This window comes from Microbacterium sp. IEGM 1404 (genome assembly GCF_030056775.1).
Taxonomy (GTDB): Bacteria; Actinomycetota; Actinomycetes; order Actinomycetales; family Microbacteriaceae; genus Microbacterium.
Genome location: NZ_JASHKP010000002.1, coordinates 228,628 through 251,206 on the forward strand (window position 1 = coordinate 228,628; position 22,579 = coordinate 251,206).

At 71.0% G+C, this 22,579-nt stretch carries 16 protein-coding genes, 1 tRNA gene and 1 pseudogene; 3 read left to right on the forward strand and 15 right to left on the reverse strand.

The genetic code is table 11. From position 1 onward, the window contains the following. Positions 1-3 precede the first annotated feature (3 nt). The 7 genes from secE to gabT all read right to left on the reverse strand — a co-directional run bounded on the left by secE (position 4) and on the right by gabT (position 7,319). Entirely contained in the window at positions 4-279 is a 276-nt protein-coding gene (gene secE / locus QM517_RS06810) for a preprotein translocase subunit SecE (protein WP_077052305.1), read from the reverse strand. 43 nt (positions 280-322) lie between these two features. Then, positions 323-395, reverse strand: a tRNA-Trp gene (locus QM517_RS06815). A gap of 173 nt (positions 396-568) precedes the next feature. Beyond that, entirely contained in the window at positions 569-1,930 is a 1,362-nt protein-coding gene (locus QM517_RS06820) for an NAD-dependent succinate-semialdehyde dehydrogenase (protein ID WP_283287297.1), read from the reverse strand. 38 nt (positions 1,931-1,968) lie between these two features. Further along, positions 1,969-3,519 (reverse strand): APC family permease, encoded by a 1,551-nt coding sequence (locus tag QM517_RS06825; protein ID WP_283286130.1) that lies wholly within the window; start codon positions 3,517-3,519, stop codon positions 1,969-1,971. Further along, entirely contained in the window at positions 3,516-4,415 is a 900-nt protein-coding gene (locus QM517_RS06830; RefSeq protein ID WP_278102462.1) for a universal stress protein, read from the reverse strand. The genes QM517_RS06825 and QM517_RS06830 overlap by 4 nt, the downstream gene beginning before the upstream one ends. Next, the gene (locus QM517_RS06835; protein WP_283286133.1) at positions 4,412-5,869 is read right to left on the reverse strand and encodes a flavin monoamine oxidase family protein; all 1,458 of its coding nucleotides are present in this window, start codon (positions 5,867-5,869) and stop codon (positions 4,412-4,414) included. Before QM517_RS06835 ends, QM517_RS06830 begins: the two co-directional genes overlap by 4 nt. Positions 5,870-5,960: 91 nt before the next feature. After that, positions 5,961-7,319: a 4-aminobutyrate--2-oxoglutarate transaminase gene (gene gabT, locus QM517_RS06840; protein ID WP_283286134.1), complete on the reverse strand. Its 1,359-nt coding sequence runs from the start codon at positions 7,317-7,319 to the stop codon at positions 5,961-5,963. A gap of 41 nt (positions 7,320-7,360) precedes the next feature. Here gabT and QM517_RS06845 point away from each other — a divergent pair, with 41 nt between their 5' ends. After that, positions 7,361-8,935 carry a PucR family transcriptional regulator gene (locus QM517_RS06845; RefSeq protein ID WP_283286136.1) on the forward strand — a complete coding sequence of 525 codons (1,575 nt, stop codon included), beginning with the start codon at positions 7,361-7,363 and terminating at the stop codon, positions 8,933-8,935. 21 nt (positions 8,936-8,956) lie between these two features. Here the strand turns inward: QM517_RS06845 and QM517_RS06850 are convergent, their stop codons facing one another. The 8 genes and pseudogenes from QM517_RS06850 to QM517_RS06890 all read right to left on the reverse strand — a co-directional run bounded on the left by QM517_RS06850 (position 8,957) and on the right by QM517_RS06890 (position 19,332). Then, positions 8,957-10,090: a LacI family DNA-binding transcriptional regulator gene (locus QM517_RS06850; RefSeq protein WP_077052312.1), complete on the reverse strand. Its 1,134-nt coding sequence runs from the start codon at positions 10,088-10,090 to the stop codon at positions 8,957-8,959. Continuing rightward, complete coding sequence (locus QM517_RS06855) at positions 10,087-11,967, reverse strand: glycoside hydrolase family 3 protein (RefSeq protein ID WP_283286139.1); 1,881 nt, start codon at positions 11,965-11,967, stop codon at positions 10,087-10,089. Before QM517_RS06855 ends, QM517_RS06850 begins: the two co-directional genes overlap by 4 nt. A 23-nt stretch (positions 11,968-11,990) precedes the next feature. Further along, a complete protein-coding gene (locus QM517_RS06860) occupies positions 11,991-12,890 on the reverse strand; it encodes a carbohydrate ABC transporter permease (protein ID WP_175627635.1) in 900 nt (299 codons plus the stop codon). Between the two features lie 11 nt (positions 12,891-12,901). Beyond that, entirely contained in the window at positions 12,902-13,849 is a 948-nt protein-coding gene (locus QM517_RS06865; protein ID WP_077052314.1) for a carbohydrate ABC transporter permease, read from the reverse strand. Between the two features lie 4 nt (positions 13,850-13,853). Further along, complete coding sequence (locus tag QM517_RS06870; RefSeq protein WP_283286141.1) at positions 13,854-15,116, reverse strand: extracellular solute-binding protein; 1,263 nt, start codon at positions 15,114-15,116, stop codon at positions 13,854-13,856. A 209-nt stretch (positions 15,117-15,325) separates the two neighbouring features. Beyond that, positions 15,326-15,931 (reverse strand): TetR/AcrR family transcriptional regulator, encoded by a 606-nt coding sequence (locus tag QM517_RS06875; RefSeq protein ID WP_283286143.1) that lies wholly within the window; start codon positions 15,929-15,931, stop codon positions 15,326-15,328. A 66-nt stretch (positions 15,932-15,997) separates the two neighbouring features. Next, positions 15,998-17,594: pseudogene (locus tag QM517_RS06885) on the reverse strand (glucoamylase family protein). A 262-nt stretch (positions 17,595-17,856) separates the two neighbouring features. Next, positions 17,857-19,332, reverse strand: coding sequence for a helix-turn-helix transcriptional regulator (locus QM517_RS06890; protein ID WP_283286147.1), 1,476 nt, complete (start codon positions 19,330-19,332; stop codon positions 17,857-17,859). Between the two features lie 127 nt (positions 19,333-19,459). Between QM517_RS06890 and aceA the strand changes: the two genes are divergently transcribed. Together aceA and aceB are read left to right on the forward strand one after the other, a co-directional pair. Continuing rightward, positions 19,460-20,776, forward strand: a complete 1,317-nt coding sequence (gene aceA, locus QM517_RS06895; protein ID WP_283286149.1) for an isocitrate lyase — start codon at positions 19,460-19,462, stop codon at positions 20,774-20,776. A 132-nt stretch (positions 20,777-20,908) separates the two neighbouring features. Continuing rightward, complete coding sequence (gene aceB, locus QM517_RS06900; RefSeq protein ID WP_283286152.1) at positions 20,909-22,567, forward strand: malate synthase A; 1,659 nt, start codon at positions 20,909-20,911, stop codon at positions 22,565-22,567. Positions 22,568-22,579 lie beyond the last annotated feature (12 nt).

The window sequence follows — 22,579 nt, forward strand, 5'->3', positions numbered from 1 at the left end:
CGGTCAGGCGCCGGCGGCGCCGGGGATGCCGAATACGGCACTGGTCAGCCACACGAACAGCACGTCGAGGCCGTACACGAGAGCCATCATGACGACGACGAACCCGAGGACGACGGCCGTGAACTTGACGAGTTCCTGCCGCGTCGGCGTGACGACCTTGCGCAGTTCCGCAATGACCTGACGGATGAAAAGAGCGATCCGCGCGAAGAAGTTGAGCTTCTTCTCACGGGGCGCGCCGCGGTCTGCGACGATCTCGCCCTTCGCCTCGTCCTGCGTCATCGAACCACCTAGGTCGCTTCTCGTTGCCAGCGTGTGCTGTGCGCAGGGCGGACAGGAATCGAACCTGCAACCTGCGGTTTTGGAGACCGCTGCTCTGCCAATTGAGCTACCGCCCTAAGACCCCTCGCGGGGCCCGGGATGCGAAACCGACATGCTTTCGCCAGGAATCTCTCGGGGAGGGATGCCGCCTGTGCGCTAGGCACGGCGAAAGAATGCAGATTTCTCCTGCACGTCCCAGTCTATGCCATGTCCCCCGGCGTGGCGAACCGCGCCGGGGGACGGACACGACTCAGGCCGTGCGGATGAGCTTCTTGTTGACGAACTCGTCCGCCGCGAGGAGGCCCATCTCGCGGGCGGTGCCGCTGCGCTTCACGCCGCCGAACGGCAGCTCGGGCGAGTCGGCGAGCACGAGGTTCACGTAGACCATTCCGGCCTCGATCCGCTCGGCGATGCGCTCGGCCTGAGCGGCATCCGTGGTGAAGACGTACGAGCCGAGACCGAATCCGGTGTCGTTGGCGATGGCGACGGCCTCGTCCTCGCCGGAGACGCGGTAGACGGTCGCCACGGGGCCGAAGAACTCCTCGCCGTAGGCGTCCATGTCGCTCGTGACGCCCGTGAGCACCGTGCCCGGGTAGAACGCGCCGTCGCGCGTGCCGCCGACCTCCAGCGTCGCGCCCTGGGACACGGCGCGCTGCACCTGCTCGTCGAGGCGCTCGGCGGCGGCCAGCGACGACAGGGGTCCGAGAACGGTGTCCTCGGCGAACGGGTCGCCGACCTTCGCCTCCCCGAGGGCCGCGCTGAACTTCGCCAGGAAGGCGTCGTAGAGGTCGTCGACCACGATGAAGCGCTTCGCCCCGTTGCAGGACTGGCCGTTGTTGTCCAGGCGCGCGTCGACGGCGGCCTGGACGGCGGCGTCGAGGTCGTCGGTGGAGAGCAGGATGAACGGGTCGGATCCACCCAGTTCGAGGGCGACCTTCTTGAGGTTGCGGCCGGCGATCTCGGCGACCGCGGCTCCGGCGCGCTCGGAACCGGTCACCGACACGCCCTGCACTCGCGGGTCGGCGATGATCGTGGCGGCCTGGTCGTTCGTGACGCGGATGTTCACGTAGGCGCCCTCCGGCAGCCCCGCATCGCGGTAGATGAGCTGCAGCGCCTCGGCGGACTCGGGGCACTGGGGCGCGTGCTTGAGCAGGATGCTGTTGCCCACCGCGAGGTTCGGCGCGGCGAACCGGGCGACCTGGTAGTAGGGGAAGTTCCAGGGCATGATGCCCAGCAGCGGGCCGAGCGCCGAGCGGCGGATGACCGCGGTGCCCTCGCCGAGGATGTCGATCGGGCTGTCGCCGGTGATCTTGTCGATGTTGTCGGCGTAGTACTCGGTGATGTCGGCGGCGAAGTCGACCTCGCCGAGCGCGGCCTCCAGGGGCTTGCCCATCTCGCGCACGATGATCGCGGCGAGGTCGTCGCGCCGCTCCCGGTGGAGCTCGGCGACGCGGCGGAGCGCCTCGGCGCGCTGGGCCGGCGCCGTCCGCGACCACGCGCGGTAGCCGTCGTGAGCGGCGGCGAGGGCGGCCTCGACGCCCGCGTCGGACAGGGTGTCGTATTCGGCGAGGGTCTCCCCCGTGGCGGGGTTGACGACGGCGTAGTCACTCATGTGGGCTCCCGTATTCGTGGTCGTGGTGGTGGTCGAGGTCATCGGGCGAGGCGGCGGCCCCGACGGGCGCTGGCGGGGGCGTCGATCGAGAGCGTCTCACCGCGGAAGAACGCCGGCCGGCGGAAGTACTGCACCACCATGATGACCGCGCCGATCACGATGATGGTCACGCCGAGGACGAACACCAGACCGACGCCGCCGACCTCCGAGCCGCTGCCGTACTCGGGGTTCATGCTGTCGATCAGCGTCGTGACGAAGATCACGGCGAGGATGACGCCGCCCACGAGCGGGAACAGCAGGGTGAAGAAGACGTTGCGCACCGAGTCGAACCACTGCTTGCGGAAGTACCAGACGCACGCGAAGGCCGTCAGCCCGTAGTAGAAGCAGATCATGATGCCGAGGGTCAGGATCGTGTCCGACAGGACGTTGACGCTCACCACCCGCATCACGGCGTAGAAACCGGCGGCGACGATCGCCGACACGATCGTGGCGTAGCCCGGGGTGAAGAAGCGCGGGCTGACCGCGGCGAACTTCGGCGGCAGCGCGCCGTAGTGCCCCATGGCGAGCAGGGTGCGGGCGGGGCCGACGAACGTGGACTGCAGCGAGGATGCCGAGCTGGTGAGCACCGCGAGCGAGACGAACGCGGCGAAGGGTCCCAGGATGGGTCCGGCGAGCGCGAAGAAGGCGTTGTCCTGGATGTCGGCGTTGCCGAGGCCGAACTCGCCGTCGCCGATGCCGGCGAACATGATCATCGACACCGCCAGCAGCAGGTACAGGGAGACGATCGTGACGACCGTGATGGTCGCGGCGCGCCCCGGTGTCTTCTCGGGGTCCTTGGTCTCCTCGTTCATCGTGAGGGTGACGTCCCACCCCCAGAAGATGAAGATCGACAGCGAGACGCCCGCGGCGAAGGCGCTGAACGACGACACCGCGAACGGGTTGAACCACGACCAGTCGAACGGCGTCGGGTCGTAGGCATCCCCTCCGAGGACGTGCGCGACGGCGACCGCGGCGAAGGCGACGAGCACGATCACCTGGAACCCGACGAGCACGTACTGCAGCTTCTGCGTCGTCTGCATGTCGCGGTACGACACCACGGTGGCCCCGAGCACGAACAGCAGGCAGACGACGATGTTGACCGGCAGATTGGATGCCAGGTCGGCGATGCCCGGTTGACCCGTGAGCTGCGAGATGAGCAGGAACAGGAAGTCGACGGCGATGCCGGCGAGGTTGGACAGGACGATGACGGTCGCGGCGATGAGTCCCCAGCCGGCCATCCAGCCGATCCACGGCCCGAAGGCCCGGGCGGCCCAGGTGAACGAGGTGCCCGAGTCGGGCATGCGGTTGTTGAGCTCGCGGTAGCCGAAGGCGACCAGCAGCATCGGGATGAATCCGACGAGGATGATCGCCGGGACCTGCACGCCCACGGCCCCGACGGTGGGGCCGATCGCGGCGGTGAAGGTGTAGGCGGGGGCGATGCAGGAGATGCCGATGACGACGGCGCCGAGCAGGCCGATCGTGCCGGCGCTCAGACCCTTCTTCGACAGGCCGCCGGCGTCGCTGCCGGTGGCGGGTGCGGGAGCGGTCATGGCCGCGGTCCTTCCGAAGCGGAGACGTCGGCACGACTGCGTGGCACGACGACGAGGGGGACGGGGAGTTCGTGCAGCATCTTCGCCGCGGTCGAGCCGAGGAACAGGCGGCGGGGCTGCGCGAGGCGGCTGCTGCCGACCATGACGAGCTCGGCGGGATCCCAGGGGAGGTCGCGCACGGCCTCCTCGATGCTGTCGCCGTCGGCGACCACCACCTCGGCGGCGACGTCGGTGGGCAGCTCGACCCGGGCCTGCGACAGCACCTCTTCGGCGTGCCGGGCACCGGCGATGCGGATCGCTCCGGTCTCGAGTCCGGGCGGCAGGTCGACGGTCACGAGCGACAGCAGGCGCAGGGGCACGGATGCCGCAGCCGAGAGCGCGATGCTCTCCTCGCGCAGCACGTCGGCGCCGGGGCGGCTGCCGATCGCGGCCGTGACCCGGCTGATGCCGATCGCGGGGTCGACGCGCCGCGAGCCCTCGGGCGCCAGCACCACGGGCACGTCGGACGAGTGCAGCAGCTCGGACGCGACCGTCCCGAGCCGGTGCCGCCCGCGGAGGCCCCCGTTGGCCGCGCCGACCACGATGTAGCCGGCTCCGATCTCGTCGGCGAAGCCCACCAGGCCTTCGGCGAAGGAATCGGCGTGCCGGACGTGCTCGCGGTGGGGCACGGCATCCCGGATCGTGGCGGCCGCCTCGCCGAGCCAGCGCTCGGCCTGCTCGGCCACGAGCCGCGCGTACGCGGCATCCGGGGGCGTGATCACGCTGCGCGCGTCGTCGGGCAGGACGAGCGCGACCTCGAGCGACGCCCCGATCGCCCGGGCCAACCGGATGCCGAGCGCGAGCGCGTCGGCGCCGGTGTCGGTCGCGGTGTACCCCACGACCACCGGGGCGGTCATCCGCGGGCCCGTTCGAGGATCTCGTCGGCGGCCCGGTGACCCTGGCGGATCGCGCCGTCGACGTGCTGGTAGCCGGCACCCGCCATGTCGCTGCACGCGAGGTGGATGGGGCCGACGGGCTCGCGCAGGTCGGCGCCGTAGCGCTGCAGACCGCCGAGGTCGAAGCTCGCGGCGTAGGCGCCGCGCGTCCACTCCTCGCTGCCCCAGTCGCTCTCGTAGTAGACGACGGGGTTCTTCGCCTCGGGGCCGTAGTAGTGCGAGAGCGATTCGAGGACGCGCTCCTTGCGCTCCTCGGCGCTCACGCGGAAGAGGTCGTCGGCGTTCTGGTCCGAGACGAACCCGACCAGCGTGCCCCGCTCGTCGCCGTGGTTGGTGTTGTCGTACGCCTCGTGCGAGAGCTCGTACGGGCTGAACGCGGTGCCCGACAGACCCTGCTCGCGCCAGAACGGGCGGTCGTAGACGGCGTGCACCTTGATGACGAAGCCCATCGAGATGTGCTGGTGCATCTGGTGCTGGAGGCGCGGCAGCGGCGGGTCGAACGAGATGCGGGGGTACAGCACGGGGGCGAGCGCGAGGATCGCGAAGCGGGCGCGCACGGTCACGTCGTCGGTGGTCACGGTGACCCCCGTCGAGGACTTCGCGGCCTCGACGCGGGCGGTCAGCGCGCGCAGGTCGTCGACGCGGCGTCCGGTCACCGCATCCGCGGGGCGGTCCGCGGCGGCGGATTCCGGACCCCAGACGATGCGGCGCACCGGCTGGTTCAGGAGCACGTCGTCGCCCAGACGCTCGGCGAGGAGCTCCGGAACCTGCTGCAGGCCGCCGACCACGCGCTTGTCGAGGATGAAGTCGGCGTCGACGAGGTGCGAGTAGGAGCCGGCGGAGGCCGCCATGAGCAGCGACTGCAGGAGCGAGAACGTGTGCGTCGGCTTGGTGAGCATCGCGGAGCCCGTGGCGAAGGCGAGGTTTCGCACGGCCTCGTCGTCGTCGGTCTGCGCGCGCAGCCACGCGTCCCACGAGATCGTGTCCCACTCGGCGGCGTTCGGGTGCTCCCACGGCTTGTCGGGGTCGATCTCGGCGACCATGGCATCCAGTCGCGCCGTGATCTCGTCGATGGCCCGCTCGGTCTCGGGCGCGACCGGGAACATCTCCCCGGTGAAGCGCTTCGCGACACCGTCCGGTCCGACGTAGACGCTGTCGCCCTCGCGGTAGCGGCTGTAGGTCGACAGGCCGAGGTCGGCCACGGTGTCGATGAGCGCCTGCTGGTCGGGCGAGACCCACTGGCCGCCGAGCTCGAGCATGGCTCCCTCGACGACGTCGGTCCAGAGGCGCCCGCCGACGCGGTCGCGCGCTTCGAGCACGACGACCGACAGTCCGGCCTTGCGCAGATCGTTCGCGGCGGTCAGGCCTGCGGCCCCCGCACCGATGACGACGACGTCACGCGTGATCTCGTCCATGAAATCTTCTCTCTCTGCTCCGTGACCCGGGATGGTGCGAACGAGGGGGTGGCTCGTTCGGGTCGTATGCCACCCCCTCGGGTTGTGATGCTCAGTGGCGCGCGAGCGCTCCGGCCACGACGTCGAGACCCTCGTTGAGCAGGTCGTCGCCGATGGACAGGGGCGGGAGGAACCGGATGACGTTGCCGTACGTGCCGCACGTGAGCACGATCACGCCCTCGGCGATCGCGGCCTTCGCCACGGCCGAGGTGAGGGCCGCGTCGGGGGCGCCGGTGGCGGGGTCGACGAACTCGGCCGCGATCATCGCACCGTGTCCACGGACGTCGCCGATGCGCGGGTCGCTCTGCTGCAGCGCCGTGAGGCGCGAGATCAGGATCTCGCCGATCTCGCGGGCCCGCTCGACGAGGCCGTCGTTCTCGAATGCGTCGATCGCGGCGAGCGCCGCAGCGCACGCGATGGGGTTGCCGCCGTAGGTGCCACCGAGTCCACCGGTGTGCGTGGCATCCATCATCTCGGCGCGACCGGTCACGGCGGCCAGCGGAAGACCGCCGGCGATGCCCTTCGCGGTGGTCACCAGGTCGGGGACGATCCCGAAGAGGTCGGAGGCGAACATCGCACCCGTACGGGCGAAGCCGGACTGCACCTCGTCGGCGATGAAGACCACGCCGTTCGCGCGGCACCAGTCCACGAGAGCGGGGAGGAAGCCTTCGGCGGGGACGATGAAGCCGCCCTCGCCCTGGATCGGCTCGATGATGACGGCGGCGAGGTTCTCGGCGCCGACCTGCTTCTCGATGAGCGAGATGGCCTTCGCGGCCGCCTCGGCACCCGACAGACCGTCACGGTAGGGGTACGACAGCGGGGCGCGGTACACCTCGGCGGCGAATGGGCCGAAGCCGCTCTTGTACGGCATGTTCTTCGCCGTCAGCGCCATCGTGAGGTTGGTGCGGCCGTGGTAGGCGTGGTCGAAGGCGACGACGGCCTGACGCCCGGTGTGCTTGCGGGCGATCTTGATCGCGTTCTCGACCGCTTCCGCGCCGGAGTTGAACAGCGCGCTCTTCTTCGCGTGGTCGCCGGGGGTGAGGCGGTTCAGGGCCTCGGCCACCGACACGTACGAGTCGTAGGGCGACACCATGAAGCACGTGTGGGTGAAGGCGGCGACCTGCTCCTGCACGGCGGCGACGATCGCCGGGTGGGAGTTGCCGACGCTGGTCACGGCGATGCCGGAGCCGAGGTCGATGAGCGAGTTGCCGTCGGCGTCGACGATCACTCCCCCACCGGCGGCGACGGCGTGGATGGGGGCCGTGTGACCGACACCGGCGGAGACGGCGGCGGCCTTGCGGTCGAGGAGCTCCTGCGAGCGGGGGCCCGGGATGCTGGTGACCAGGCGGCGCTCCTGCGGGAGGGAGGGTCCGCCGACGGGGGGTGCGGTGACGGTGTGCGGTGCGGTCATGTCGCGAGCGTAGGGAAGGGTGCCACGACCCGACACCCACCGTGCTGTACATTCTGGATACCCCGCTGTACAACTCGTACAGCGGATCCCGCGGGAGCCCCATGGACGCCACCGACACCTCCACCCTCGGCGCACTGCTGCGCCGCCCCGACCTGCACCTCCGCCTGGAGAACGGCGAGCCCGCGGCGCTCGTGCGTCCCGTGCGGTGGGTGCACAGCAGCGACCTCGCCGACCCGACGCCGTTCCTCTCCGACGGACAGGTCCTGTTGACCACGGGGACCCAGTTCCAGGGCCCGGATGCCGCCTCCGCCGCCGACTACGTGCATCGCCTGACGGCGAGAGGGGTCGCGGGCCTGGGGTTCGGCACGGAGGTCGTGCGCGACGGCATCCCTCCCGAGCTCGCCGCCGCGTGCCGCGAGGCCGGGCTGCCGCTGTTCGAGGTGCCGTACCGCACGCCGTTCATCGCGGTCGCGCGCGCCAACGCGGAGGCCATCGCCGCGGAGGCGTTCGCGAGACGGACGTGGGCGCTCTCCGCGCAACGGTCGATCGCGCTGGCGGCGCTGCGTCCCGACGGACTGGGCGCGACCCTCGCCGAACTGGCGCGGCAGCTCGGCACGTGGGTCGGTCTGTACGACGCGGCCGGTGAGCTCATGCGCGAGCATCCCGGCGGAGATCTGGATGCCGACACGTCGGCCGCTCTGAACGGCGAGGTCGCCGCGGTGCTCCGGCGCGGCGCCCGCGCGGCATCCTCCCTGCGCATCCAGGGGCGCCCGTTCACCCTGCAGACCCTCGGGCGCGGGGGGCACCTCCGCGGTCTCATCGCGATCGCGGCCGGAGAGCTCGACCAGGAGGGCCGCGGTGTCGTCACCGCCGTCATCGCGATGGCCGGGCTCGCCTTCGAGCAGCACCAGGGCCTCGGCCGCGCCCGCGGGGCTCTCCGCGCGGGCCTCGTGCAGTCGCTGCTCACCGACGATCCGACCTTGGCCCGTCGCATCGCGCGCGACGCGTGGGGACCACTGCCGGCCGCGCCCATCGTCGTCGCGCTCACCGACGCGACCGCCGCCCGCAACAGCGGGCTGGCCGAACTCCTGGAGCTGCGCGCGGACGAGCGTCGCGGTGCGGTGTTCTTCGGCCGCGCGGACGACGGCGTCGTCATCGTCGTCCCCGCCGACGAGCGACACGCGATCGACGAGGCCGCCGACCGGTTCGGGGCGCGGATCGGCGTGTCCGACCCCACCGGCTACGACCGCTTCGCCGCGGCGGTCGAACAGGCACGGGTGGCACGCGATCGCGGGCGCGACGCCGTCACCACGTTCCGCGAGGTGGCGGCATCCGGGGTGCTGTCCGCCCTCGGACCCGATGCGCCGAGCCTGGCCGCCGCCGAGCTGGCACCGCTGACCGCGCACGACGCCGCAGAGGGGTCGCGACTCGTCGAGACCCTGCGCGCCTGGCTCGACCACGACTGCTCGCACGAGATCACGGCGCAGGCCCTCGGCGTCCACCGGCACACCGTCCGCACACGCCTGGCCCTGGCCGAGCGACTGCTCGACCGGGACCTCTCGTCGTTCGCGACGCGTGCCGAGATGTGGGCGGCCCTGCGGGTGCAGCCCGCCTGAGGACGAGGCGCGCCCCCGGCCTCAGCCGGGGCAGCCGCAGCTGCGGCGCACCACGAGCCGAGGCTCGAACACCACGTCGAAGGGGCGGTCGGCGGGGCCCGCGACCCCGGCGAGGATGCGGGCTGCCGCGCGGCCCATGGCCTCCATCGGCTGCCGGACGGTGGTCAACGGCGGGGAGCTGAGGCGTGCCGCCAGCGTGCCGTCGAAGCCGGTGACCACGACGTCGTCGGGAACCCGGAGTCCTTCGGCGGCGAGCGTGTCCAGCACGGCGAACGCGTGCTGGTCGGTCGCGCACACGAGGGCCTGCGGCATCCGCCCGTCGGCGATGAGCGCGCGCAGCTGCGGAACGAGGTCGTCCTCGCCCCGGACGGTGGCATCCACCACCTGCGGCCGCAGCAGGAGGCCGAGGTCGGCGAGGCCGTCCTGCAGCCCGATCAGTCGCTCGGCCGTGTCGGAGGCCTCGGGGCGTCCGACGAAGGCGATGTCGCGGATGCCGTGCTCCCGGACCAGATGATCGGCGAGGGCCCGCATCCCCCCGGCGTTGTCGACGCGCACGCGGTGGTGGTGATCGTCGCCGGGGGCGGCGCTGAACAGCACGATCGGGATCGTCGGGGCGTACCGGGCCAGGGCCGGGGCGGTCTGCGGCGACGGGAAGATCGCCAACCCGTCGACGCGGCCCGCGGTGTCGGCGACGGAGACGTCGGTCCCGGCGCCGCTGCTGAGCATCACGGGGCGCCCGAGCGCCCAGCACTCCAGCTCGAATCCGCGCTGCACCTCGTCGACGTAGAGCGGGAACGCGCGCGGATCCGACAGGACGTCGTCGTCGGTCTGCGCCCACGGGATCACGCCGTCGGCGTCGAGCCGGGGCATCGCGAGGTCCGTGAACGAGGGGGTCTGCGTGAGCGGATCCGCCCGCTCCAGCAGCAGATCGAACGCGTGCAGGCCGAGCGTGCCCGTGCGGCCGTGCGCGAGGCCGCGGGCTGCGGCGCTGGGCGCATAGCCCAGTCGCCGCGCGGCCTCGAGTACGCGCTCGCGCGTCGCGTCGCTGAGCTTGTCGGGGCGGCGGAACGCGAACGACACCGACGCGATCGACACCCGGGCCTCCTGGGCCACGTCGTAGACGGTCGGTCGACGTGCCGCGTCCGCTTCGCTCATCGGTGCGCGTACCCCCTCATCGGCTCCGCCGAGTCCTCCACCCCCGCGAGCTCCAGCCCGAAGTGCACGGGGAAGACGGGGTCACCGGTGTCCGACGGTACATCCTCGCGCGACGCGCGGACGGCATCCATCGACCGGGGGATCTCGATCGGCAGGCGTCCCTGCGGCGCGACGCGCCCGGTCAGGGCGTCGAGGACCGCGCGCGCCGAACTGCCGTAGTCCGCCACGATCGCCGCCGCGTGTCCGACGAACGGGGTGAGGATCGCCGGGCGGTCGAGGTTCACCACGAGCACGAGCGGGCAGGATGCCGCGATCTGCTGCAACCGGTACACCAGGCCCGGTGCGAACTCGAGGGAGCCCTGGTGGAACCACGCCTCGAGGAACAGGTCGTCGCGCGGATCGAAGGGCGCACCGATGCGGACGAGCGCGAGATCGGCCTCGGCGGGGTCGGACACCGCGCGCCCGAGTTCCGCGACGTCGTCGGCGCGGAAGCCCTCGACGTACACGGCGCCGCTGGGACGCAGCGGCAGCACGTCGCCCTCGTTCACCAGCACCGTGAGCGAGCGCGCCTGGGCCCGCTCCCCCAGCTCGCGGAACTCGGCGTTGCCGACGATCCGCTCGGCCGCGTCGACGTCGACGTACGGGTCGTCGAACAGGCCCAGGGCGAACTTCACCCGCAGGAGACGCCGCGCGGACCGGTCGATGCGCTCCTCGGACACGCGGCCCGCCCGGACGAGGTCCACGAGCATCTCGACGCATTCCTCGCCGCCGAACTGGTCGGCGCCGGCATCCAGGATCTTCTCCATGCGCTCGCTCGCCGTGAGCTCTTCCACGCCCCACGCGCGGGCGGGGAGCACCTGATCGCCGACATGGTTGTCGTTGACGAGCTCCCAGTCGGTCACGACGACCCCGTCGTAGCCGAGCTCCTCGCGCAGCAGACCCGTCATGATCTGACGGTTGTAGCCGAAGCCGACCTCTTCGATCGGCTGACCGTCGACCTCGAGGCCGACCGGCATGCCGTAGTACGGCATCATCCCCGCGGTGCCGCGCCGGATCGCCTCCCGGAAGGGCTCGAGGTGATAGTCGAACATCCCGCCGGGGTAGACCTGCTCGCGACCGTACGGGAAGTGCGCGTCCTCGCCGCCCTGCTGCGGCCCGCCGCCCGGGAAGTGCTTCGTCGTGCACGCGACGCTGTCGGGCCCGAGCTCCTCGCCCTGGAACCCGCGGAGGTAGGCGGCGGTGAACTCCGCGACACGCGCGGCATCCTGTCCGAGGGTCTGCGCCTGACGGCCCCACCGCGGCTCGGTGGCGAGGTCGATCTGCGGGTGCAGGGCGGCGCGGATGCCGACGGCGACGTACTCGCGCCGCGCGACGTCGGCGAACTCGCGCACGGTCTCGACGTCGTCGAGGGCCGCGAGCCCGAGACCCTCGGGCCACTGCGAGAACGGGCCCGCCGCGAACCCCACCCCGGTGTTCTCCACGAATGCGTGGCGCGGATCGGTGCTGATCGTGACGGGGATGCCGTGCGGCGTCGTCTCGGCCAGCGCCTGGAGCGCGTTGTTCCAGGTCGCCGCCTGCCGGGCCGTGCGGATCGCGTGCACGTTGAAGTGCGTCATGTTCTTGCCGACGACGACGGCGGTCGTCGGCGACTTCGAGATCCGGCCGGGGGCCTCGAGCAGCTCGCCGTCCTCGCCCACCTCGATGACCGTCTGGAACATGAGGCCGCACTTCTCCTCGAGGCTGAGCCGCCCGAGCAGATCCTCGGTGCGCTCCTCGGTGCTGCGTCGCGGGTCTTCGTAGGGGTCCATCACGCCGTTGCCGTTGAGGTCGCGGAAACGGGTGCCGTCGGGCGCGGTGAGGAATCGGGGGGAGGTCATGGGAGTCCTTTCGAGGGCTCGGGTCACTTCAAGCCGGTCGAGGCGATGCCCTGGATGAAGTAGCGCTGAAGGAAGACGAACAGCAGGATGATCGGCGCGATCACCAGCACCGAACCCGCGAGCAGCAGACCGTAATCGGTGGCGTTCTGTCCGGTGGAGTACAGCGACAGCGCGACGGGGAGGGTGTACTTCCCCTCGGTCTGCGCCGCCACCAGCGGCCACAGGAAGTTGTTCCACGACGCCAGGAACGTCAGGATGCCGAGGGTCGCCAGCGGCGGCCCGCACAGGGGCATCACGATGCGGGCGAAGATCCGCAGCTCCCCCGCCCCGTCGATGCGCGCGGCCTCGAGCAGCGGATCGGGGATGCCGAGCATGAACTGCCGCATGAGGAAGACGCCCAACGGCGTCGTGACGAACGGCAGGATCAGCGCCGCGTAGGTGTCGACGAGGCCGAGCGAGGACACCATCACGAACAGGGGCACGAAGGTGACGACGCCCGGGACCATGAGCGTCACCATCACCACGACGAACAGGGCCTTCTTGCCGGGGAAGTCCATCTTCGCCAGCGCGTACCCGACCATCGAGCAGAACACGAGGTTGCCGACCACGGTGACCAGGGCCACGAACAGGCTGTTGCCGAAGAACTGGCCGAAGTTCAGCTGCCCGAACCACGTGGCGAAGTTCTCCCACGTGAACTGCTCGGGCCACCACGTCGGCGGCCGCTGCAGGATCTCGCGCTGGGTCTTCACCGAGCCCAGCAGCATCCACGCGAAGGGCAGCATCCACACCAGCAGCCCGATGACGAGCACGGTGAGGGTGAGCGCGCGGCCCGGCGTCAGCCGGTTCTCGGCGCGACGGCGCCGGCGCGGAGCGGGCGGCGTCTCGGCGGCGGCCACGGGGGCCGCGGGGGCGGTGAGCGTCATGGCATCCTCCCTCAATCCTTCGAACGCAGCAGACGGAACTGCAGCAGGCTGAGCAGCGCGATCGCCAGGAACAGCAGGTAGCTGGCGGCGGATGCCGTGCCGTACTGCCCGAAGCCGAACTGCTTGAACGTGTAATAGGCCACCGAGAGGGTGGAGTTGAGCGGGCCGCCCTGGGTCATCACGAAGGCCTCCTCGAAGAACTGCAGGAACCCGACCGAGATGAGCACGGCCCCCAGCAGCAGCGTCGGACGCAGCAGCGGGAGGGTGACCGAGGTCAGACGCCGCCACGACGACGCGCCGTCCATGAGGGCGGCCTCCTTGACGTCGGTGGGGATCGCCTGGAGGCCCGCGAGGAAGATCACCATGAGCGTTCCGACGTTGCGCCACACCGCCATCGCGATGAGCGACGGAAGCGCGGTGCGGGTGTCGTTGAGCCAATCGGGCCCCTGGATGCCGATGATCGCGAGCGCCGAGTTCAACAGCCCCTCGGGCTGCAGGATGTAGCGCCACACGACCGCCACCGCGACGATGCTCGTCACGACGGGGGCGTAGAAACCCACGCGCAGGACCGACACGATGCGTCCGCCGCTGGAGTTCAGCGCCAGCGCGAGCGCGAGGGCGACGGCCATGGTCACCGGGATGCCGACGATCACGAACGTCGCGGTCACGCCCAGCGAGGTGAGGAACACCGGATCGCCCAGTACCGCGAGGTACTGGTCGAGCCCGACGAAGTTCACCGCGAACGGCGAACGGATGTCGCGCGCCCGGAAGTCGGTGAACGACATCGCGAAGGAGCCCACGATCGGCACGACCATGAACACCGCGAAGACCGCGACAAACGGCAGGGCGAAGCCCCAGGCGACCCATCCCTGGCGCCGGCGGCGGCTCGATGCCCCGCCGGCGCGGGCGCGACCGGGGGCCGGAACCCGTCCGGTCGCGCCCACGACTGCGTGCGTCATGATCTCAGCCCAGGCCCAGCTGGTCGGCGGTGGCCTGGAGCTCCTTGAGACCGTCGGCCGGGCTCTGCTGTCCGAGGCGGATCTTCTCCAGCATCGCGTCACCAGCGGCGGCGACCTGCACCCACGTGGTGGTGGCCGGAACCGACTTGGCGGTCTCCAGCTGCGTGCCGAAGGCCGCGAGGGTCTTCGACGAGGCCAGGGCGTCGGACTTCCAGGCGTCCTGCACCGACGGCAGGTCTCCGGTCGCCTCGTACCACGCGGCCTGGGTGTCGGGCTGGGTCAGCCACTGGACGAGCTTCCACGCGCTGGCGGCGTTGTCGGAGGTGTCGAACACGGCGAGGTTCGCCCCGCCGCTGAACGACGTGGACGACTCCTTCGTCGGCAGCACCGCGGTGGCGAATTTGTCGCTGAAGCCCGCGCCGCCGAGCTCCTCGAGCTGTCCGATGAGGAACGGGCCGTCGATCAGCATGGGGGTTGCGCCCGAGACGAAGTCCGCCTCCTGCGCTCCGGCCGAGCGATCGGCGGCGGGGTTGGCGATGCCGTCGGTGTAGAAGCTCTGGTAGTACTCGAGCGCCTCGACGGTCTCGGGGGTGTCGAGGGTCCACTCCGAGCCGTTCTCGAGCTCCGCACCGTTGGACCACGGCATCCACAGGTTGCCCTGGAAGGAGTCGTTGCCCGCCGGCAGGCGCATGCCGTACTGGGCGCCGCCCTTGGCCTGCATGTCGGCGGCCATCTGCTTGAGTTCGTCCCACGTGGTGGGCGCCTGGTTCCAGCCCGCCTGCACGGCGATGTCGGTGCGGTAGTAGAGCACGCGGGTGTCGACGTACCACGGCACGCCGGTCGCGCGGTCGTCGATCATCGTCGAGTCGATCGCGCCGGGGAAGATGCCGTCGGTGGAGAGGTCGGTGGGAACCGTCTGCAGCGCGTCGCCGAAATCGGCCATCCAAGTGGAGCCGACCATCGCGAGGTCGGGGGTGTTGCCGCCCGCGATCGCGGTCTGGAACTTGCTGTACGCGGCATCCCACGGCACCGGGGTGACCTCGACGGTGACGCCCGGGTTGGCCTCCTCGAACTGCTTCACGAAAGCCGGCAGCGCCTCGCCCTCGGCACCCATCGCCCACATCGTGAGCGTGCCCTCGGCCTTGGCGTCACCGATCGTCGAGGCCTCGGCGGCACCGGGGCCGGAATCGGAGGTGCGTCCGCACCCGGTCAGCGCGATCGCGGCCGCCGCGACAACGGCGACGGCGCCCCATCGGGTCATTCTCATCGTGTTCCTCCTCGAACGGGCGCCCGTCGTCGGACGCGGTGTCCCGGTTAGTTTAAGCGCATAACTCGCGCCGCGGCAACCCACCTCTTCGCCGCCCACATCACACGATCCGGTCGAACGCACCCGCTGTGGACGCCCGAGTCGTGTGCGCTCGGCCGGATCGTGTGCGCTCGGCGACGAGCACGGGCGAGACCGGGATGCCGAAGGCCTCAGGCAGGCGGCTGGAGGTATCCCTGCACGAACTCGGCGAAGTGCGCGGGCATGTCGACCGAGTCGTCGAGGAGCCACTGCTGCTGCAGCCCGTCCATGACGGCGCTGAGGAGACGGGCGGCGCGGTCGGGGTCGATGTCGGGCCGCACCTCCCCCGCAGCCTGCCCCGCGCGCAGGAGCTCGGCGGCGCGCCGGGCACTGTCGCGGTAGCGGGAGGCGAACGCGGCGTGCGAGGGATGATCGGGGTCGCTCGCCTCGGCGACGACCACGGTGTAGAGCGCGGTGAGGCCGCGGGCGGTGGCGTTGTGGGCGACCACCTTGCCCATCTGCTCGACGAGGGTGTGCTCCGCGGGGTCGCCGGCCGCGGCCCGGACGCGCTCGTCGCGCTGGCGCAGCACCTCGGCGAACAGCTCCTCCTTCGTTGCGAAGTGGTGCAGGAGCCCGGCGGGGGTCAACCCGACGCGCTTGGCGACCTCGCGCAGCGATCCGCTCGTCACTCCCGACCGCGCGAAGACGACCATGGCCTCGTCGACGATCCGCTGGCGGCGCTGGAGCCCCTTCGGGTAGCTCCCCCGCGGGGCGCGCGACATCCCCTCGTCCGTCATCCGTCTCCTCCCGCACGCACCGATGCCCGGTCCCGTGAGGGTACCGGGCATCGGTCGGGCAGTCGGTCAGTCGCGGCGCGTGCCCCAGGACGAGTCGAACACCTGCTGCTCCATCGCGGGACGCAACCGCTGCTCGAGCTCGTCGTCGACGAAGTAGTCCTTGAGGGTGTCGCCGGTCAGGGCGTTGCCGATCGCGGCCAGGATCATCGACTGATCCAGCGACAGGTACCGCTTCGCGATCGTGTCACTCTTCACCGCAACGGCGTCGTAGAAGCCGCCGGGGCCGTACGCGCCGAGCTTCTTCTCGATGCCGCGGAGGTTCTTGAGCACGCCCGGGCGGTCGTACGGGAGGGCCAGGAAGGCCGCGTGCGGCGTCACCACGCCGTCGCCGAAGGTCGGGTCGGGGTTGGTTCCGGTGGTGCAGCCGGGGCGGTCGATGTCGACGTCGGTCTTCTCGGCATCCGAGGTGTATCCGTCCGAGCGGATGCCGGCGATGTCGACGCCGTACTCGCTGTAGCCGCCGAACGGGTTGCTGGCGGGCGAGAAGCCCCAGTAGCCGTAGCCGGCCTCATCGAGGCCGTGCCGCTTCTGGACCGCGACCGTGATCGGGTGGTTGAGCGCCCACGAGCGCGGACCCCACTCGGTCTCGGGCACGAGGAGGTCGGGCATGAGCGACTCGAACATGCTGCCACCCCAGCTCGGCACGAACGACATGCCGTCGTAGGAATAGACGCCCTCGTACACGTCGACGCCGTCGTAGGTGCGGGTCTGCCCCGTCGGCGGCTGCTCCTGCCACGCCCAGTCGCACCCGGCCGGCATCGTGCGGTGCGTGCCGTAGAGGGCCGTCGCCGGGATGCCGCCCTGCGCGATGGAGATACGTCGCGATGCGGCTCTCGCTCACCGTGGTGTCGTAGTGGTGGCAGGTGTAGAACGCCTGCGCGCCGCTGCCGTTGTACATCGGAGCCTCGACCGCGCAGCCGTCGCCCGGAGGCTCCTCCCAGAATCCGCCGCGGTTGGTGCCCGACGGGAGTCCCGGCGCCCCGGCCGGGTCGAAGAACGCCGAGAAGTCCATCGACTCGTACAGCGCGTCGGCGCGGTCGGCGAGCGTCGGCTCGGCCTCGCGGACGATGCGGAGCGCCGCGGCGAGCCACCCGTTGTCCACGGTGCTGAGGAACGGGTGGATGACCTCGCCCGAGGTCGGGAAGATCTCCAGCTTCGCGCCGGTGTCGGGGGCGTACCAGTTGTAGTACATGCCGCTGCCGTCGTTGCGCTCCATGCGCTCGAGGGTCGAGACGGTCGCGGTGAGACGTTCGCGAGCCTCGTCGGCGCCGATGATGCCGAGGTCTCGCGCGGTCACGGTCGACCACAGGTACCCGCCGATGTTCGTCGGCGAGGTGTAGCCGGAGGCCGTGGCGGCATCCAGGTCTCCCCCGATGTTGTCGTCGGGCAGTCCGGTGTCGGTGTGCGCCATGGCGGCCATCGACGTCCAGGTGTCCTCGGCGTAGCGCAGCAGCTCGCGGGCGCCGGGTCCGGTTCCCGCACCGATCGGTGCTCCGGCGTGCGGGGGCGGCCCCGGCGGGGCGGCGGTCGCGGGACCGGCGGCGAACAGACCACCCACGACGAGACTCGCGATCGCGGTGGATGCCAAGCGGGTGTGCTTCATGACGGGCTCTCCTCATCGAAAGCGCTCCGGGGGGACGGAGCTCGGTGCCCAAAACCTTACATGTGTGCGGTTTTTTCGCAACCCGTTGCTCCGTGCGCCCCGCCCCTCGCCGCCCCGCGCCGTCCGACCCGCGCACCGCGCGCACGCCGCGCACCCCGCGAGCACATACGTTCGGGTCGAGCGCACACGTTCCGGGCGTCCCGTGCGTGTGCGTTCGACCCGAACGTGTGCACTGGGTGCCGCGCCGTGGAGACGCGGTCCGTCACTTCGGGGCGTGGGCCTCCAGGAACTCGTACACCTCGGTCGTGTCGACGCCGGGGAACGCCCCGGTCGGGAGGGTCGCCAGGAGCGTGCGGGGGGTACGCACGTTGGGCCAGGCGTTGTCGCGCCACGCGACCTCGAGGTCGGCGGGCGGACGCCGGCAGCACACCTCGACGGCGTGGCGCGAGACGCCGCGGTTGGGGGTGTCGCGCCCGCGGAACCACTTGGTGTCGTCGAAGCGCACGCCCACGCTCACCGAGTGCGCCCCCTCGCTCGACTGCTCGACGCGGGCCGTGCACCAGTACGTGCCGTTACCGGTGTCGGTGTACTGGTAGTAGGGGTTGAAGCGGTCGTCCTCGTCGAAGACCACGCGGCTCGTCCACCGCCGACAGCACATCTGCCCCTCGATCGACCCGAGCCGGTCGGTGGGGAAGTTCACGTCGTCGTTCTCGTAGGCCTTCGTGATGGTCCCCGACTCGTGCACCTTGAGGAAGTGCACGGGGATGCCGAGATGCACCGTCGCGAGGTTGGTGAAGCGGTGCGCGGCCGTCTCGTACGACACCGAGTACGTGTCGCGCAGGTCCTCGATGCTGAGCGCGCGGCGGGCCTTGGCCTCCGTCAGCGCCGCCACCGCGTGCGCCTCGGGGATGAGGAGGGCACCGGCGAGGTAGTTCGTTTCGACGCGCTGCCGCAGGAACTCGCCGTAGCTCTTGGGCTCGGTATGCCCGAGCATGCGGCTCGACAGCGCCTGCAGCACCGACGCGCGCGGGTCGCCCCTCGCCACCCGCGTCGACAGGTACAACCGCCCGTTCTTCACGTCGGCGATGCTGCGCGTGGTCTGCGGCAGGTCGGGCACGTAGTGCAGCGAGAAGCCCAGGTAGGCCGCGATGTCGCTGGCCGCCCGCTGGGTGAGCGGGCCGCCGGGGTGGTCGACGGCGGCGAGGATCTCGGATGCCGTGCGCTCGAGCTCCGGGAAGTGGTTGTCCTGCGTGCGCATGAGGCGGCGGAGCGCGACGTTCGCCCGTCGCGCCTCCTCCGGGGTGGCGGACCGCTCGTCGCGGAGCCGTTCGATCTCGGCCTGCAGGGCGAGCATCGCGGCGAGCGCCTCGTCCGGCACGGTCTTGCCGACGCGGAACGGCGTGATGCCGAGCGCCTGGAACGTCGACCCGCGCATGGCGCGCTCGACCGCGATCTCCAGCGATGCGCGCTCATCGAGGGGCTCGGCATCCAGCAGGGCGTCGAGACCGGTGCCGAGGGCGCGGGCGATCGCCTGCAGGAGGGTGAGCTTCGCTTCGCGGCGACCTGTCTCGATCATCGACATCTGACTGGGCGCGCGGCCGACCGCCGCGGCGAGTTCGTCCAGCGTCATCCCGCGCGCCGTGCGCAGCTGGCGGATGCGTTTGCCGATCGTGAGCGTGTCCACGCCCTCATCGTCGGATGCCGCGGAGGCCGCGGTCAGGGAGACTCCGGTGTCCATGTCGGGATGATCTCACCGAAACAGAAGAACGACAAAACTTCACAGCGGGTTTCTTGGTTCCGGCGGTGATTCTTCGCCGACAGTGGTCTCCACGGGCACCGATGCCCGGTACCCGAAGGAGGACGACATGACGATCCAGGCCACCCCCGCCCAGCCGCCCCTGCGCCCCGGCGACCAGACCGAGACCGCCGATGAGATCCGCGCCGCGTGGGAGAACGACCCGCGGTGGGACGGCATCGAGCGCACGTACTCGGCCGAGGACGTCGTGCGGCTCCGCGGCAGCGTCCGCGAGGAATCCACGCTCGCCCGCCGCGGCGCGGAGAACCTCTGGAACCTCCTCCACACCGAGGAGTACATCCGGGCCCTCGGCGCCTACACCGGAGGCCAGGCCGTGCAGCAGGTGCGCGCGGGCCTGAAGGCGATCTACCTCTCGGGCTGGCAGGTCGCCGCCGACGGCAACCTCGCGGGACAGACCTACCCCGACCAGAGCCTGTACCCCGCCAACTCCGTGCCCGCCGTGGTGCGCCGCATCAACAACGCGCTGCTGCGGCAGGACCAGATCGAGCGCGCCGAGGGCGAGATCACGCAGGACTGGCTCGCCCCGATCGTCGCCGACGCCGAGGCCGGCTTCGGCGGCCCGCTCAACGCCTACGAACTGGCGCAGTCGCTGATCCAGGCGGGGGCCGCCGGCATCCACTGGGAGGACCAGCTCGCGAGCGAGAAGAAGTGCGGCCACCTCGGCGGCAAGGTGCTCGTCCCCACCCAGCAGCACATCCGGACGCTCAACGCCGCCCGTCTCGCCGCCGACGTCGCGGGAGTCCCGACGGTGATCATCGCGCGCACCGACGCCCTCGCGGCCGACCTGCTCACCAGCGACGTCGACCCGCGCGACGCGGAGTTCCTCACCGGCGAGCGCACCAGCGAGGGGTTCTACCGGGTGCGTCCGGGCCTGGATGCCGTCATCTCGCGCGGCCTCGCCTTCGCCCCCTACGCCGACCTGATCTGGGTCGAGACGGGAGAGCCCGACATCGAGCTCGCCCGCGCTTTCGCCGAGGCGATCCACGCCCGCTACCCGGGCAAGCTCCTCGCCTACAACTGCTCGCCGAGCTTCAACTGGAAGCGCCACCTCGACGACGCGCAGATCGCCACGTTCCAGGCCGACCTGGCCGCCCTCGGTTACGCCTTCCAGTTCATCACGCTGGCCGGCTTCCACGCCGTGAACCACTCGATGTTCGACCTCGCCCGCGGCTACGCCGAGCGCGCCATGAGCGCGTACGTCGAGCTGCAGGAGGCCGAGTTCGCCGCCGAAGCGAACGGATACACCGCCACGCGCCACCAGCGCGAAGCGGGCACCGGGTACTTCGACGTCGTCTCGACCGCGCTCAACCCCGACAGCGCCACGCTCGCCCTCGCCGGCTCCACCGAGACCGCGCAGTTCCACTGACCCCCTCTCGCGAACCTCGTCCCTCTTTTCGCAGACCATGTCCCATTTGTGGTCACTTCGGCGCCGCCTGAGCGACCACTTTGGGGACATGCTCCCCGGGGCCAGCCGCGATACAGACCGAAAGAGCTCATCATGACCCTCATCGAACCCCCTCCCACCACCGACCGCCGCGGCCCCGAGCCCACGGCATCCACCCCCGCTCCGCACCTGCGGATCGAGCGTCCGCTCGAGGGCCGCGACCGGGAGATCCTCACCCCCGCCGCCCTCGCCTTCCTCACCGAGCTGCACGACCGCTTCGGCCGTCGCCGTCACGACCGGCTCGCCGCGCGCGAACGCCGCCGCTTCGAGATCGGAAACGGCGACGACCCGCACTTCCGGTCCGAGACGGCGCACATCCGCGAGGACCCGTCGTGGCGCGTGGCCGGCGCCGGCCCGGGCCTCGAGGACCGCCGCGTCGAGATCACGGGCCCGACCGACCCGAAGATGACGATCAACGCGCTGAACTCCGGCGCGCGGGTGTGGCTGGCCGACCAGGAGGATGCGACCTCCCCCACGTGGCGCAACGTCATCGGGGGCCAGCTCTCGCTGTTCGACGCGATCCGCGGGCAGCTGAGCTTCACGAGCCCCGAGGGCAAGGAGTACCGCGTCACCGCCGAGCGCACGCCCACGATCGTGATGCGCCCGCGCGGCTGGCACCTGCCCGAGAAGCACATCACCGTGATCGACCGCGCGGGCCGCGAGCTGCCGGCATCCGGCTCGCTCGTGGACTACGGGCTGTACGTCTTCCACAACGCGCACGCGCTGATCGCGGCGGGGCGCGGACCGTACTTCTACCTGCCGAAGATCGAGTCCGCCGACGAGGCGCGGCTGTGGGACGACGTGTTCTCGTTCACCGAGGAGCGCCTGGGCCTCGCCCACGGCACGATCCGCGCGACGGTGCTCATCGAGACGCTCCCCGCGGCGTTCGAGATGGAGGAGATCCTCTTCGCCCTCCGCGACCACTGCGCGGGCCTCAACGCCGGCCGGTGGGACTACATCTTCTCGATCATCAAGACCTACCGCGGTCGCGGGGCGCGGTTCGTCCTGCCCGACCGGAGCGAGGTGACGATGACGGTGCCGTTCATGCGGGCGTACACCGAGCTGCTCGTGCGCACGTGCCACAAGCGCGGGGCGTACGCGATCGGCGGCATGAGCGCCTTCATCCCCAACCGCCGCAAGCCCGAGGTGACCGAGGCGGCGTTCGAGAAGGTCGCCGCCGACAAGCGGCGCGAGGCCGGCGACGGTTTCGACGGCACGTGGGTGGCTCACCCCGACCTGATCCCGGTGGCCCGCGCAGAGTTCGACGCCGTGCTCGGCGAGCACGAGAACCAGCTCGACCGGCTGCGCGAGGACGTCGAGGTGCGGCCCGAGCAGCTGCTCGACCTGCGGATCGGCCTGCCGATCACCGCGGGCGGGGTGCGCGGCAACGTGGCGGTGGCGATCCGCTACATCGAGGCGTGGCTGCGGGGCCTCGGGGCCGTCGCGATCGACGACCTCATGGAGGACGCCGCCACCGCCGAGATCTCGCGCTCGCAGATCTGGCAGTGGATCCACCAGGACCGCTCCACCGCCGACGGCACCCGCATCACCCGCGAGTACGTCGAGGGGCTGCTCGGAGACGTGCTCGCCGACACGACCCGCTTCGAGGGCGACCGTTTCGACGACGCCGCCGAGGTGTTCCGCGAGGTGGCGCTGCGCGAGGAGTTCCCCGCGTTCCTCACCCTGCCGGCGTACGCGAAGTACCTCGACTGACGGCACACGACG

Bases quoted from the DNA above. Each gene is read 5' to 3' on its own strand.
- QM517_RS06860 (WP_175627635.1), bottom strand. From the start codon at position 12,890: ATGACGCTCACCGCCCCCGCGGCCCCCGTGGCCGCCGCCGAGACGCCG.
- QM517_RS06830 (WP_278102462.1), bottom strand. From the start codon at position 4,415: ATGACCGCCCCGGTGGTCGTGGGGTACACCGCGACCGACACCGGCGCC.
- QM517_RS06875 (WP_283286143.1), bottom strand. From the start codon at position 15,931: ATGACGGACGAGGGGATGTCGCGCGCCCCGCGGGGGAGCTACCCGAAG.
- QM517_RS06820 (WP_283287297.1), bottom strand. From the start codon at position 1,930: ATGAGTGACTACGCCGTCGTCAACCCCGCCACGGGGGAGACCCTCGCC.
- aceB (WP_283286152.1), top strand. From the start codon at position 20,909: ATGACCCTCATCGAACCCCCTCCCACCACCGACCGCCGCGGCCCCGAG.
- QM517_RS06890 (WP_283286147.1), bottom strand. From the start codon at position 19,332: ATGGACACCGGAGTCTCCCTGACCGCGGCCTCCGCGGCATCCGACGAT.
- gabT (WP_283286134.1), bottom strand. From the start codon at position 7,319: ATGACCGCACCGCACACCGTCACCGCACCCCCCGTCGGCGGACCCTCC.
- secE (WP_077052305.1), bottom strand. From the start codon at position 279: ATGACGCAGGACGAGGCGAAGGGCGAGATCGTCGCAGACCGCGGCGCG.
- QM517_RS06825 (WP_283286130.1), bottom strand. From the start codon at position 3,519: ATGACCGCTCCCGCACCCGCCACCGGCAGCGACGCCGGCGGCCTGTCG.
- QM517_RS06870 (WP_283286141.1), bottom strand. From the start codon at position 15,116: ATGAGAATGACCCGATGGGGCGCCGTCGCCGTTGTCGCGGCGGCCGCG.
- aceA (WP_283286149.1), top strand. From the start codon at position 19,460: ATGACGATCCAGGCCACCCCCGCCCAGCCGCCCCTGCGCCCCGGCGAC.
- QM517_RS06835 (WP_283286133.1), bottom strand. From the start codon at position 5,869: ATGGACGAGATCACGCGTGACGTCGTCGTCATCGGTGCGGGGGCCGCA.
- QM517_RS06865 (WP_077052314.1), bottom strand. From the start codon at position 13,849: ATGACGCACGCAGTCGTGGGCGCGACCGGACGGGTTCCGGCCCCCGGT.
- QM517_RS06850 (WP_077052312.1), bottom strand. From the start codon at position 10,090: ATGAGCGAAGCGGACGCGGCACGTCGACCGACCGTCTACGACGTGGCC.
- QM517_RS06855 (WP_283286139.1), bottom strand. From the start codon at position 11,967: ATGACCTCCCCCCGATTCCTCACCGCGCCCGACGGCACCCGTTTCCGC.